We start from the raw sequence: 14136 nt of genomic DNA on the forward strand, positions 1-14136 counted from the left end.
GATCTCGTCATGCGACGTGCGTGCGTCATCCGGCGTGCATGGATCATCCGGCGTGCATGGATCATCCGACGTGCGTGCGGAAGCGGTCCACGATCTCGGCCAGCACTTCCGTGCCGTCGCGTGCCCACAGCGCCGGGTTGAAGATCTCCACCTCGATCGGCCCGCGGTAGCCGGCCGCGTCGACCCGCTCCCGGAACCACCGCAGATCCACCGCGCCGTCCCCGAGTTGCCCGCGCCCCAGCAGGGCGCCCTCGGGCAGCGGGGTGACCCAGTCGGCGAGCTGGAAGGCGGCGATCCGGGAGGCGGCCTCCTCACCGGTGCCGCCCGCGCGGGCGATCTGCGTGCCGACCGTGTCGTCCCACCACAGGTGGTAGGTGTCCACGACCACGCCCACCTGCCCGGCGGGGAACCGTTCGGCGAGGTCCAGCGCCTGGGTGAGGGTGGAGACCACGCAGCGGTCCGCCGCGTACATCGGATGCAGGGGTTCGAGGGCCAGATGGACGCCCCGCTGTGCGGCGTACGGGCCCAACTCGCCCAGTGCGTCGGCGACCCGCTCCCGGGCGCCTGCCAGGTCCCGGCTGCCGGGCGGCAGCCCGCCGGAGACGAGGACCAGGATGTCCGTGCCGAGGGCGGCCGCCTCGTCGACGGCCGCCCGGTTGTCGTCCAGGGCGGCCGCGCGCCCGCCCGGGTCCGTCGCGGTGAGGAAACCGCCCCGGCACAGGCTGGTGACCCGCAGTCCGGCGTCCCGTACGAGCCGGGCGGCCGCGGCCACCCCGTACTCCTGCACCGGGGCGCGCCACAGCCCCACGCCCCGTACGCCGGCCCGCGCACAGCCGTCGGCCAGTTCGGGCAGCGACCACTGCCGGATGGTCTCCTGGTTGAGGCTGAGACGGTCGAGGAGGCAGAGGGGACGGGAACTGTCGCTCATGCGTCCTCCGCCTCCGGCCCGTATGCCGTGAGGAGTTGCCGCATCCGGTGGGCGGCGAGCTCCGGGTCGGGGAACAGGCCGAGTCCGTCGGCCAGTTGGTGGGCGCGCCGCAGGTGGGGCAGGGAGCGGGCCGACTGCAGACCGCCGAGCATGGTGAAGTGGGGCTGGTGGCCCGCGAGCCAGGCCAGCAGGACGATGCCGGTCTTGTAGTGGCGGGTGGGTGCCTGGAAGAGGTGCCGGGCGAGCGCGACGGTGGGGTCCAGGGCGGCCCGGAACCCCGCGGTGTCCCCGCTGTCCAGGAGGCGTACGGCTGCGGCGGCGGGCGCGGCGAGCGGGTCGAAGATGCCCAGCAGGGCGTGGCTGAAGCCGTGGTCGTCGCCCGCGATCAGCTCCGGGTAGTGGAAGTCGTCGCCGGTGTAGCAGCGCACCGTCGGCGGCAGCCGGCGGCGCAGCGCCACCTCCCGGGCGGCGTCCAGCAGGGAGATCTTGACGCCGTCCACCTTGGCGGGGTGGTCGGTGATGATCGCGAGGAACGTCTCGGTGGCCGCGTCGGGTTCCGTGCTGCCCCAGTAGCCCGCCAGCACCGGGTCGAACATCGGGCCGAGCCAGTGCAGGATCACCGGCCGGGTGGTCTGGCGCAGGAGGTGGCCGTAGAGCTCACGGTAGTCGTCCGGGCCGGTGGCGGCCCCGGCCAGCTGACGGGAGGCCATCAGGACCGGGCGGCCGCCGGCGTCCTCGACGAGCCCGAGCTGTTCCTCGTACGCACGCCGGATGTCCGCCAGGGCAGCCGGGTGTGGCGGCAGTTGGTCGGTGCCGACGCCACAGGCGAGCAGGCCGCCGACCGCCGCGGCCTCGGCGGCGGTGCGCCGGATCAGCTCGGCGGCGGCGCTCCAGTCCAGGCCCGCACCGCGCTGTGCGGTGTCCATCGCCTCGGCCACGCCCAGGCCGTGCGACCACAGGTGGTGCCGGAAGGCGAGGGTGGCGTCCCAGTCGACGGCGGCCGGGCGGTCCGGGGTGGTGCCGGCGCGGGGATCGGCGACCACATGGGCGGCGGCGAAGACCGTACGGGAGCGGAGCGGGGGCCGTGCGGAGGACGGGCGGGTGGCGGAGTCCGGCCCGGGCGGGTGAGGGTCAGCGGGCGCGCTCACCGGGCCGGCTCCGGGACGGTAAGGCGGCGGCCCTCCGCCGAGGACCGCACCGCCAGTTCGGCGAGCTGGACGCCGCGGGCGCCTGCCGCCAGGTCCCAGCGCCAGGGCTCGTCGCGGACGACATGCCGCAGGAACAGCTCCCACTGCGTCTTGAACGCGTTGTCGAAGACGGCGTTGTCGGGGACCTCGTGCCACTGTGCGCGGAACGGCTCGGTCACCGGAAGGTCGGGGTTCCAGACCGGCTTGGGGGTGTGCGCGCGGTGCTGGACGCGGCAGTGGCGGAGCCCCGCGACGGCCGACCCTTCGGTGCCGTCGACCTGGAACTCGACCAGTTCGTCGCGGTGCACGCGGACCGCCCAGGAGGAGTTGATCTGGGCGACGATGCCGCCGGACAGCTCGAAGATGCCGTATGCGGCGTCGTCGGCGGTGGCCTCGTACGGGGTGCCCGACTCGTCCCAGCGGCGTGGGAGGTGGGTGGCAAGCTGCGCCTGGACGGTTCTGACCGGCCCGAACAGCTCGCGCAGGACGTACTCCCAGTGCGGGAACATATCGGCCGCGATCCCGCCGCCGTCCTCGGCGCGGTAGTTCCAGGAGGGGCGCTGCGCCTGCTGCCAGTCGCCTTCGAAGACCCAGTAGCCGAACTCGCCCCGTACGGACAGGATGCGGCCGAAGAAGCCGCCCTCGACGAGGCGGCGGAGCTTGCGCAGGCCGGGCAGGAAGAGCTTGTCCTGGACGACGCCGTTCTTGACGCCCGCCTCCTGCGCCAGCCGGGCGAGTTCCAGTGCGCCCGCGTGGCTGCCGGCGGTGGGCTTTTCGACGTAGAGGTGCTTTCCGGCGGCGATCGCCTTCTTCACGGCCTCCTCGCGGGCGGCGGTGATCTGGGCGTCGAAGTAGATGCCGACGGAGTCGTCGCCCAGTACGGCGTCGAGGTCGCAGCTCCAGTGCTCCAGGCCGTGCCGCTGGGCCAGGGCCCGCAGCTTGGGCGCGGTGCGGCCGACGAGCACCGGTTCGGGCCAGATCACCGTGCCGTCCGCCAGGGTGAGACCGCCCTGTTCCCGCAGGGCGAGGAGGGAGCGCACCAGGTGCTGGCGCTGCCCCATGCGTCCGGTCACGCCGTTCATGGCGATGCGTACGGTCGTGCGTGTCACGGCCCGGCCCCTCTCGCGGACAGCAGGTGGCAGTCCCGCTCCAGTAAGCGCCTTCCGGGCGACGGGCGCCAGACCGCGTGGCGAGGCACGAACGCAGGTGCGGTGCCGGCACGGAAGGCACGGAAGGCACGGACGAACGGGCGGCAAGCGGCAAGCGGCAAGCGGCAAGCGGCAAGCGGCAAACGAACGGATGGCGGGCGAACGGATGACACGAAAGAGGGATGTGCGGATCGGCTCCGGCGGCTTACTCTTGACTCAGTCAAAGGTGAGGGGCCGGCCATGACCGCCAGGACGCCATCCGATGCACCAACCGACACGTCAACCGACACACCGCCCGACGCACCGTGCGGGGCGCGGCCCGACGCCGCGGCCGACGTCCGTGAGCTGCGCAGATTCAACCGCTTCTATACGAATCTGATCGGCGCGCTCGACTACGGGCGGCATCTCTACACCCCTTTCACCCTCACCGAGGCGCGGGTGCTCTACGAGGTCGCCAACCATCCGCGGGTGGACGCCGCGGATCTACGCGCCTCGCTGTCGCTGGACGCCGGCTATCTCAGCAGGCTGCTCGGCAAGTTCGAGGACCGCGAGCTGATCACCCGCGGCCGCTCCGAGCAGGATTCCCGGCGGCAGCGCATCACGCTGACCGAGGACGGCCGGGAAGCGGCCGCCCTGCTGGAGGAGCGCTCCCAGGACGCCGCGGGGACGCTGCTGCGGCGGCTGCCTACCGCGGACCGCGCCCGCCTGGCGGAGGCGATGCGCACCGTCCGCGCCCTGCTCGACGAGGGCGGGGAACAGCCCGGCGCTGGGACCCAACAGCCCGGCGAGGGCACGGAGCAGCCCGGCGAGGTGGCGGAACGGCCCGGCCGAGGGACGCGGCAGCAGCGCGGGTACCGCACGCCAGGGGTCACACCAGAGGTCACGCTGCGCACCTCCCGCCCCGGTGACCTCGGCTGGATGGTGGAGCGCAACGCCGCCCTCTACTCCGCCGAGTACGGCTTCGATCTGAGCTACGAGGCGCTGGTGGCCCGGATCGTCGCGGAGTACGCCGAGGACTTCGACCCGCGGTGGGACCGCACCTGGATAGCGGAGCTGGGCGGGGAGCGCGTGGGCGCCGTGATGTGTGTACGGGACGGCAGACCGGGGGTCGCCCGGCTGCGGCTGCTACTCGTGGAACCGGGTGCCCGGGGGCACGGGGCGGGGCGGCAACTCGTCGATTCCTGCATCGAGTTCGCGCGGGAGGCCGGGTACGGCGAGATGGTGCTGTGGACCAACTCCGTCCTCGGCGCGGCCCGCGCCCTCTATCGGCGGGCCGGATTCGAGCTGGTCGCCGAGTCGCCGCACCACAGCTTCGGGCAGGACCTGACCGGCCAGGACTGGCGGCTGACACTGTGAATCCACGGTGACGCCGCGCGTCCACGGGAGACGCTGTGAGACCACTGATGACGCAGTGAATCCACGAGTGGCGCCGCGCGTCCACGGGTGACGGAGCGGGCAGGCGGGCGATGAAGGCGGGGAGGGCGGGAAGGACGGGAAGGACAGCGATGACGGCGTAAGCGACACGAAGGAGCGCAGGCATGGCCCCCACGGATCGCACGGACGACAGGCCCACGGACGACAGGCCCACGGATGCCAGGGGCACGAACGACGGGCCCGCGGACGGCGGCAGGCGCACGGACGGCGGCAGGCGCATGGACGACAGGCCCACGGACGGTGGCAGGCGTACAAACGGCAGGGTCCCCGCGATGCGCTATGCGTTTTCGACCCTCGGTGTGCCGGGGATGCCGGTGGCCGAGGTGCTGCGACTGGCCACCGATGCCGGGTATCAGGGGGTCGAGCTGCGGGCCCATCCGGAGGAGCCGGTGCATCCGCTGATCGGGGCACGGGAACGGGTCGCGGTGCGGGGGCAGTTCGCGGACGCCGGTGTGGAGATCCTGGCCGTTGCCGGATACGCCCGGGTTGCCGCCGCCCGCGATGCGGCGGGCGAGGAGGAGCTGGCACACGAGCTGGCCGAGCTGGTGCGCCTCGCCGCCGACCTGGGGGCGCCGTACGTCCGGGTCTTTCCCGGCGCCGGCGATCGCCCGGCGGCCGAGGCGGATGCGGATGCCGCCCGCCGGCTCGCCGCGGTGGCGCCGCTCGCGGCCGAGCGGGGCGTCCGGGTCCTGCTGGAGACCCATGACTCGCACCGGACCGGCGCGGCCGCCGCCCGGGTGCTGGGCCTTGTGGGGCATCGCCGGATCGGGGCGCTGTGGGATGTGCAGCACAGCTGGCTCGGCGGTGAGGAGCCCGTCGACACCCATGCCGCGCTCGCCCCGCATCTGGGCTATGTGCAGGTCAAGGACGTCGCCTCGGCCGAGGAACCTACCCCCCTCCCGCTCGGCGCCGGCGCCCTCCCGCTGGCCGCCGCCCTGGGCACCCTGGCCCGGGAGCCCGAAGGCGCCCACGGTCCCGTACCCGCCCCCGAGGGCACCTACGACCAGGGCTCGGGAGGCTGGCTCTGCTGGGAGTACGAGAAGCGCTGGTATCCCGAGGCGGCCGACCTCCCCGCCCTGCTGGCGCCGGGCCGCGCCTACCTCCAGCGACTCCTCGGCGAAGCCACCCCCTCCTGACCCGGGACTGCCAGCCCCTCCGCCGGTCCCGCCTCCCGCCTCCCGCCTCCCGCCTCCCGCCTCCCGCCTCCCGCCTCCCGCCTCCCGCCTCCCGCGACGCTCCATCACATATCCGCGCGCGCCCCGCAATACCTGGGCGCCATCACGAATCGAGTCATTGACCGACAATAGTTTTCCGGCTATCCGTGTCTCCTTGGAAGTTTCCTTCAACGATTCGAGGAAGCCCTCCGGAAGGAGCGCACATGCACTCCAGACGTACCGTCCTGACCACCGCGGCAGCCGCGGCAGCCGCTGCCGCAGGCGGCGCGAAGCCCTCCATCGGACACCAGCCCCCCTCCCTCTCCCCCGCATCCGCCCTCGTTTCCGTCCCCGCCCCCACCGCCGCCACCCGGGCCCGGCTGCGCCGCCTCATCTCCCGTATGTCACCGGAGGAGAAGGCCGGCCAGCTCTTCGTCATGCGGGTCTACGGACACTCCGCCACCGACCCCGACCCGGCCGATACCGCCGCGAACCAGCAGGAGATCGGGGTCGCCAACGCCGCCGAGCTGATCGCCAAGTACCACGTCGGCGGCATCATCTACTTCGGCTGGGCGCACAACACCCGTGACCCGCACCAGATCGCCGACCTGTCCAACGGCATCCAGAAGGCCGCCGCCGCCCAGCGCGTCCCCGTCCCGCTGCTGATCTCCACGGACCAGGAACACGGCATAGTGGCCCGTGTCGGCGCACCCGCGACGCTCTTCCCCGGCGCGATGGCGCTCGGCGCGGGCGGCTCCCGCGACGATGCGCACACGGCGGCCAGGATCGCCGGCGAGGAGCTGTACGCCATGGGCATCCGGCAGGACTACGCACCGGACGCCGATGTCAACATCAACCCCGCCAACCCGGTCATCGGCGTACGGTCCTTCGGCGCGGACCCGCAGGCCGTGGCCCGTATGGTCGCCGCCGAGGTGAAGGGCTACCAGGGCGCCGGAATCGCCTCCTGCGCCAAGCACTTCCCCGGGCACGGCGACACCGACACCGACAGCCATATCGGACTGCCCTACATCCACCACACCGCCGAGGAGTGGGAGCGGCTGGACGCGCCGCCCTTCAAGGCCGCGATCGCCGCCGGGATCGATTCGATCATGACGGCGCATATCGTCGTGCCCGCCTTCGACCCGAGCGAGGACCCGGCCACCCTCTCCCGTCCGATCCTCACCGGCATCCTGCGCGAACGCCTCGGCTACGACGGCGTGGTGGTGACGGACTCGCTCGGCATGGAGGGCGTACGGAAGAAGTACGGCGACGCCCGGGTGCCGGTGCTCGCCCTCAAGGCCGGTGCCGACCAACTGCTGAACCCTCCGGACCTCGCCGTCGCGCATGCCGCCGTCCTCAAGGCGCTCCAGGAGGGCGAGCTGACCGAGCGGGAGCTCGACGCCAAGCTGATGCGCATCCTGCTGCTCAAGGAGCGGCGCGGACTGTTCAAGGACCCGTACACCACCCACCGCGCGGTGGACCGGGTGGTGGGCATCCGCAGTCATCTGGCCGCCGCGGACCGGATCGCGGACCGCACCACCACGCTGCTGCGCAACGATGCCGGGATCCTGCCGCTCTCCCGGCGACGCGAGCGGCGGGTACTGGTGGCGGGCGTCGACGCGGCCGCGCCGTCCGGCACCGGCGGGCCGCCCACCACGGTCCTGGCGAAGACCCTCACCGAGCTGGGCTTCACGGCCACCGCGCTCTCCACGGGCACGGCGCCGACCCAGCGGCAGATCGACGAGGCGGTGGCGGCGCTCGGGGAGCGTGACGCGGTGGTGGTGGCGACGTACAACGTGACCGCGGACTCGCGCCAGCGGAAGCTGGTGGCCGCGTTGCTGGCCACGGGCAAGCCGGTGGTGCAGCTGGCGGTCCGCAACCCTTATGACATCGCCCAGTTGGACGGCGTCCGGGCGGCCCTGGCGAGCTACTCCTGGACGGATGTGGAGCTGCGGGCGGCGGCCCGGGTGATCGCCGGCCGGCGGGACCCGGCCGGCAGGCTGCCCGTCGCGATAATGCGCACCGACGCCCCGGCGCAGGAGCTCTACCGGCTCGGCCACGGCCTGACGTACTGACCGGGAGACGGACACGGCGCGCTCCCCTGTCCCCGGGGAACGCGCCGTTCCGGTCATCGCACCGCGGCCACCGGGCACTCCGGCGCGGCGGCATGCGGCCTCAGGGCCTCAGGGCCTCACGGCCTCACGGCCTCACGGCCTCAGCATCGGCATCCGCCGGACCTCCTGCTTGTCCAGCTGCTTGTTGTACGGCGCCAGCGGTGTGGCCTGGCCGGCCGGGGCCTGGACACCGGCCCAGTCGAGCAGCTCGGCAGTGGCCTTGGTCCGGTCGGGTTCCGCCAGCTTCGCGATGTTCGAGCCGTGGTTGCCGCCGGGCACGGTGAAGACGTACGAATCCCGGGCCCCCTTGCCGACCTCGAAGTGCTCCGAACTCCACGGGTCGTACTGCCCGTTGACGAACATCATCCGGTGGGCGTGGTGCCGCACCCAGTGGTCGACGTCGGGCATCGCGCGCTTGTCGAAGCGCATCGGGATGTCCTTGGGCACGAATGACCGGGAGTTGTTGATCCCGGGGTACTTCAGCAGGCCGGCCAGCTGCGGATAGCGGTAGCCGGGCTCACCGAGCTGGGTGCCCGCCTGGTAGTAGTACGGCGTGTACGGCTCCATGCCCTGGTCGGTGTAGCTGTCGAAGCCGCCGACCGTGTCCATCCACTTCCACAGGCCGTCCGTGGAGACGGTCGGCGCGGGCACCTCGGCACAGGCGGTCTCGGCCGGCTGGTACTGCCAGAACCCGAACACCAGGTCCGTGACCATGACTTCATAGGCCCGGTCGGCGCCGCCGACGGTCTTGAAGGTCTGCTTCTCCTTGTCGGCCCAGGCCTGGAACCGGGCGACCATCTCCTTGCGGCGCACCAGGGCCTCGCGCTCGATGGCGGCGAGGTCGCTGCGGCACTGCGCGGTGCCGACGTTCTTGAAGAACCGGTCGTACGCCGAGTCCTCGTCGTTGCGTACGTCGTTGGGCGCGACGTAGGCGACGGTGCCGTTCATGTCGTGCGGGAAGAAGCGGCGGTAGTACGTCGCCGTCATGCCGCCCTTGCTGCCGCCGGTGTCGATCCAGTTCTTGTCGTAGATCCGGTGCAGCGCCTGGAATATGCGGTGCTGGTCGTCGGCGGCCTGCCGGATGTCCAGCTTCTTCCAGTCGGTGGGCGCGGGCCGCGACGGGGTGAAGTAGCGGTATTCCAGGGAGACCTGATTACCGTCGATGATCTTGGTGGGCTCACTGCGGGACGGCGTGGTGCTCACGTTGTACCCGGAGGTGAAGAACACCGTCGGCCGGTCCACCGACTTGTGCAGCAGCGTCAGCCGCTGCTGGAAGGTCCCCTTGGAGGGGTGCCGGTGGTCAACCGGCTGGGTGTAATTCAGTACGAAGTAGCGGTAGCCGTCTACCGGCTTCTCCTCGATGAGGCTCATTCCCGGGATCGCGAGGATCCGGTCCTTGATGTCCCCGCTCTTCGGCTCGGCGGCGGTGGCCGCTCCTGCCGACGCACTGCCGGCTCCCGCCGTGCCTATGAGCACCGCGAGCGACAGCAGCCATCTGGTGGCCTTGCGCATGCACCCTCCCCTTGGGATAGCAAAGGTCGGGCTGAACCTATCGGCGCGACGGGGGTGCCACCAGCCCCTGGCGCCGTTCGGCGGACCGGCCGTACCCGCGGACGGCCGATCCGCCGAACGGCGGAACGGCCCCGGGTGCGGGCCCGGGGCCTCTCGGAAACTTCGTCGGCGCAGGTGGCAGGTCCAGCGGCACCGGCTCGGAGGCCCGGACCGCCGATCGGCCCAGACCCCGGCAGCGAGCCACCCCGCCACCGCCGGCGGGGCCACCCCGCCACCGGGCACGGGCCACCCCGCCACCGGGCACGGGCCACCCCGCCACCGGGCACGGGCCACCCCGTCACCGGGCGCCCGGCCTCAGCCCTCAGGCCTCAGCCCTCAGCCCTCAGGCCTCAGGCCGCCAATTCCTCCTCCTCGCCCGTGAACGTGCGCCACAGCTCCGCGTAGCGACCGTCGCGGGCCAGCAGTTGGGCATGGCTGCCGTCCTCGGCGATCCGTCCGCGGTCGAGCACCACCACGCGGTCCGCGCGGGCCGCGGTGGTCAGACGGTGGGCGACGATCAGGGTGGTACGGCGGCGGACGGACGGGGTCTCGTCCGCCCGGGGGGAGCCGAGAGCCCGGGGACGGCCGGTGGCCTGGTTGACGACGGCTTCGGTGGCCAGGTCCAGGGCGGCGGTGGCCTCGTCCAGCAACAGCACGTCCGGGTCGACGAGTTCGGCGCGGGCCAGCGCCAGCAGCTGACGCTGGCCGGCCGAGAGGTTACGGCCGCGCTCGGCGATCTCGTGGAGGTAGCCACCGTCGAGGGTCGCGATCATCGCATGGGCGCCGACGGCCCGCGCCGCGGCCTCCACCTCGGCGTCGGTGGCATCCGGGCGGCCGTAGGCGATGGCGTCGCGGACGGTGCCGGCGAAGAGGTAGGACTCCTGGGGGACCACACCCAGACGGCGGCGGTAGCCGGTCAGATCCAGCTCGCGCAGGTCGGTGCCGTCGATGCGGACGGCGCCCGCTGACGGGTCGTAGAACCGTGCGACCAGCTTGACCAGGGTGGACTTGCCGGCGCCGGTCTCACCGACGAAGGCCACGGTCTGGCCGGCCGGGATGGTCAGATCGATGCCGGCCAGCGCCGGCTCTTCGCCCTTGCCGTAGTGGAAGTGCACCGCGTCGAAGGCGATGTCGCCCCGCAGCGCGGGTACCTCGCGGGGCCGTTCGGGTGCCGGGGTGGTGGTCGGCTCGCGCAGCAGCTCCTGTATCCGGCCCAGGGAGACGGACGCCTGCTGGTAGCCGTCGAAGACCTGGGAGAGCTGCTGGACGGGGGCGAAGAACAGGTCGATGTAGAGCAGGTAGGCGACCAGCGCGCCGGCGGTGAGGGTGTGGGAACCCACCCGGTCGGCGCCGACGATCAGCACCAGCGCCGCCGCCACGGACGACAGCAGCTGGACGAACGGGAAGTAGACGGATATCAGGAACTGGCCGCGGACCCGCGCCCGGCGGTAGGCGTCGCTGCGGGCGGCGAAGCGCTCCGCGCCGCGCCGCTCGCGCCGGAACGCCTGGACGATCCGCAGTCCGGCCACGCCCTCCTGGAGGTCGCCGTTGACGACGCTGATCCGCTCGCGGGCCAGCTCGTACGCCTTCACGCTCTGCTTGCGGAAGAAGTACGTGCCGATGATCAGCGGGGGCAGGGTGGCGAAGACGACCAGGGCCAGCTGGAGGTCGATGGCCAGCAGGGCGACGAGTATGCCGAAGAAGGTGAGCATCGAGACCAGGGCGGTGACCAGGCCGGTCTGCAGGAACGTCGACAACGCGTCCACGTCCGTGGTCATCCTGGTCATGATCTTGCCGGACAGTTCGCGCTCGTAGTAGTCCAGCCCGAGGCGCTGGAGCTGCGCGAAGATCTTGAGGCGGAGGGAGTAGAGGACCCGCTCGCCGATCCGTCCGGTCATGCGGTTGCCGCCGATCTGCGCGGCCCACTGCGCCAGGACGACGAGCAGGGCGATCCCGGCGGCGGTCCAGACACCGACCAGTGCCCCGCGCCGGACGCCCTCGTCGATGCCCTGCCGGATCAGGACCGGCAGCAGCAGCCCGGCCAGGGCGTCCAGGGCGACCAGCCCCAGCGCGAAGGCCAGCGGCCCGCCGAAGCCGTGCAGCAGCCGGCGCAGGCCGTAGGAACGCTCGGGGCGCACGGCTTGGTCCTCGTCGACGTCCGGGGTCTCCGTGGCGGGCGGCAGGTCGGCGACCTGGGCGAGGAGTTCGGGGGTGGCCGGGAGTCCGGCCATCGCGGCGCCGATGCCCGGCCCGGCCGCGGCGGCCGCGCGGGCCGCCATCCCGGCCCCGCCCGCCTCGGCCTCCTGCTCACGGCGTACCCACAGCTCGGGCGTGATGGCGCCGGCCGCCCCGGGCCGGTCTGGCGCACCGTCGTCCCCGGCCTCCGTCTCCCTCCCGGCCTCGGTTCCGGCCTCGGTTCCGGCCTCGGTTCCGGCCTCGATCTCGATTCCGGCCCCGGGCTCGGTGGTGTCCGCTGCCCGCTCCTGGGCCGTCAGCCGGCCGTCGGCGAACTCACCGTCGAAGATCCCCGACGCCTCACCCGCCGGGTCCCACCCGGTGCCGCCCAGCTCTTCCGGGTCGGCCAGCAGCCTGCGGTAGAGCGGGCAGCGGTCTTCCAGCTCCTCGGTGGTGCCGATGTCGACCAGCCGTCCGTCGTCCAGCACGGCGACCCGGTCGGCGAGCGCCAGGGTGGAGGCGCGGTGGGCGATGAGCAGCGTGGTCCGGCCCGCCATGACGCCGCGCAGCGCCTCGTGGATCTCGTGCTCGACCCGGGCGTCGACCGCCGAGGTCGCATCGTCCAGCACCAGCAGCCGGGGGTCGGTGAGGATGGCGCGGGCCAGGGCGACACGCTGCCGCTGGCCGCCGGACAGGGTCAGCCCCTGCTCGCCGACCTTGGTGTCATAGCCCCGGGGAAGCTCCGATATGAAGCCGTCGGCCTGGGCGGCGCGGGCCGCGGTGCGCACCTGCTCGTCGGTGGCGTCCGGGTACCCGTAGGCGATGTTGTCGCGGACGGAGTCGGAGAACAGGAAGCTGCTCTCGGGCACCAGGCCGATGGCGGCCCGCAGCGACGGAAGGGTCAGGTCGCGCACATCGTGGCCGCCGACCAGGACCCGGCCCGCCGAGACGTCGTAGAAGCGGGGCAGCAGCAGCGAGAGAGTGGATTTGCCGCTGCCGGACGTGCCGACCACGGCGACCGTCTCCCCCGCCTCGATGCGCAGCGAGAAGTCGTCGAGAACAGGGCGGAGGGCGCGGTCGGAGCGGTCGGAGCGGTCGGAGCGGTCGGAGCGGTCGGAGCCGAGGCGGTCATCGGCGGCCGGGGTGTCCTCCCCGGGCCCGCCACGGTGACCGTCGCCCCCGCTCTCGCCCCCGTCCTCGTCCTCGCCCTCGCCCTCGCCCTCGCTCACACCGTCGCTCACACCGTCGCTCATGCTCACGCCGTCGCTCACGCCGTCGCCGTCGTGCGGTCGCGCGTAGCCGAAGGTCACCCCGTCGAAGACGACCGTGGCCGGGGCGTCGGCGGGCAGCTCGTGCGCATCGGGCCGCTCCTTGAGCGACGGCTCGGTGTCGATCAGTTCGTAGACCCGCTCCACACCGGCTCGCGCCTGCTGGCCGACGGTCAGCATCATCGCCAGCATCCGGACCGGTCCGACCAGCTGGGCGAGGTAGGTGGAGAAGGCGACGAAGGTGCCGAGGGTGACCTGGCCCTGTGTGGCCATCCAGCCGCCGAGGGCCAGCATCGCGACCTGGCCGAGCGCCGGTACGGCCTGCAGGGCGGGGGTGTAGCGGGCGTTGAGCCGGACCGTGCGCAGGCGTCCGGCGAACAGCCGGCGGCTGACCTCGCGCAGCTTGCCGGTCTCCTGTTCCTCCTGCCCGAAGCCCTTGACGACGCGCACGCCGGAGACCGCGCCGTCCACGACCCCGGCGACGGCGGCGGCCTGCCCCTGGGCGTACCAGGTGGCGGGGAAGAGGCGGGCGCGGCTGCGCTGGGCGATGAACCACAGGGCGGGGGCGACGGCCAGCGCGATCACGGTGAGCAGCGGCGAGAGCACCGCCATCACGACCAGCGAGATCAGGAAGAGCAGGACGTTCCCGATCATCATCGGGAGCATGAACAGCAGGCCCTGGATCAGCTGGAGGTCGCTGGTGGCGCGGCCGACGACCTGGCCGGTGCTCAGCTCGTCCTGCCGCCGGCCGTCGAGCCGGGAGATCGCGCCGAACATCCGGGTCCGCAGGTCGTGCTGGGCGTCCAGGGCGAGGCGGCCGCCGTAGAAGCGGCGGATGTAGGTGAGGACGTAGACCGCGACCGCGGCGACGACCAGCAGGGCGGCCCAGGGCCCGAGGGCGCGCTCGTGCTTGACGATGACATCGTCGATGATCAGCTTCGGGACGAGCGGGACCAGGGCCAGCACGGCCATCCCGGCGAGCGAGGAGCCGAGGGCGAGCAGCACGTCCTTCTTGTACTGCCAGCAGTCGCGGATCAGCCGCCGCGCCCAGCCCGTTCGTTTCGTATCCGTCCCCGCCACCCGGTGCCTCCCGCGCCTCGACTCCTGACGCCTGGCACCAACACCGCGGGGGGCGGATTTCATCCCGCCGCAACAATGGTCCCGGGCCGGGGGCGTG

The 14136-nt window shown here is 72.7% G+C and carries 8 protein-coding genes; 3 read left to right on the forward strand and 5 right to left on the reverse strand.

The features are described 5' to 3' along the window. Positions 1-61: 61 nt before the first annotated feature. From ACGFR7_RS08270 to ACGFR7_RS08280, 3 genes are read right to left on the reverse strand one after another with little or no spacing between them, the layout of a single operon-like run. The gene (locus ACGFR7_RS08270; RefSeq protein WP_393314725.1) at positions 62-928 is read right to left on the reverse strand and encodes a sugar phosphate isomerase/epimerase family protein; all 867 of its coding nucleotides are present in this window, start codon (positions 926-928) and stop codon (positions 62-64) included. Next, a complete protein-coding gene (locus ACGFR7_RS08275; RefSeq protein WP_393314728.1) occupies positions 925-2076 on the reverse strand; it encodes a dihydrodipicolinate synthase family protein in 1152 nt (383 codons plus the stop codon). Before ACGFR7_RS08275 ends, ACGFR7_RS08270 begins: the two co-directional genes overlap by 4 nt. After that, positions 2073-3224 (reverse strand): Gfo/Idh/MocA family protein, encoded by a 1152-nt coding sequence (locus tag ACGFR7_RS08280; protein WP_393314731.1) that lies wholly within the window; start codon positions 3222-3224, stop codon positions 2073-2075. Before ACGFR7_RS08280 ends, ACGFR7_RS08275 begins: the two co-directional genes overlap by 4 nt. Before the next feature lie 279 nt (positions 3225-3503). Between ACGFR7_RS08280 and ACGFR7_RS08285 the strand changes: the two genes are divergently transcribed. The 3 genes from ACGFR7_RS08285 (at position 3504) to ACGFR7_RS08295 (ending at position 7926) form a co-directional block, all read left to right on the forward strand. Further along, a complete protein-coding gene (locus ACGFR7_RS08285; protein ID WP_393314733.1) occupies positions 3504-4619 on the forward strand; it encodes a GNAT family N-acetyltransferase in 1116 nt (371 codons plus the stop codon). Positions 4620-4969: 350 nt separating this feature from the next. Next, positions 4970-5833: a sugar phosphate isomerase/epimerase family protein gene (locus ACGFR7_RS08290; protein ID WP_393315358.1), complete on the forward strand. Its 864-nt coding sequence runs from the start codon at positions 4970-4972 to the stop codon at positions 5831-5833. Positions 5834-6075: 242 nt separating this feature from the next. Next, the gene (locus tag ACGFR7_RS08295; protein ID WP_393314736.1) at positions 6076-7926 is read left to right on the forward strand and encodes a glycoside hydrolase family 3 protein; all 1851 of its coding nucleotides are present in this window, start codon (positions 6076-6078) and stop codon (positions 7924-7926) included. Between the two features lie 132 nt (positions 7927-8058). Here ACGFR7_RS08295 and ACGFR7_RS08300 read toward each other — a convergent pair whose 3' ends face one another. Further along, entirely contained in the window at positions 8059-9477 is a 1419-nt protein-coding gene (locus tag ACGFR7_RS08300; RefSeq protein WP_393314739.1) for a S28 family serine protease, read from the reverse strand. Positions 9478-9866: 389 nt separating this feature from the next. Further along, entirely contained in the window at positions 9867-14039 is a 4173-nt protein-coding gene (locus ACGFR7_RS08305; protein ID WP_393314742.1) for an ABC transporter ATP-binding protein, read from the reverse strand. Positions 14040-14136 lie beyond the last annotated feature (97 nt).

The organism is Streptomyces sp. NPDC048516, from assembly GCF_043199875.1.
GTDB lineage: Bacteria > Actinomycetota > Actinomycetes > Streptomycetales > Streptomycetaceae > Streptomyces.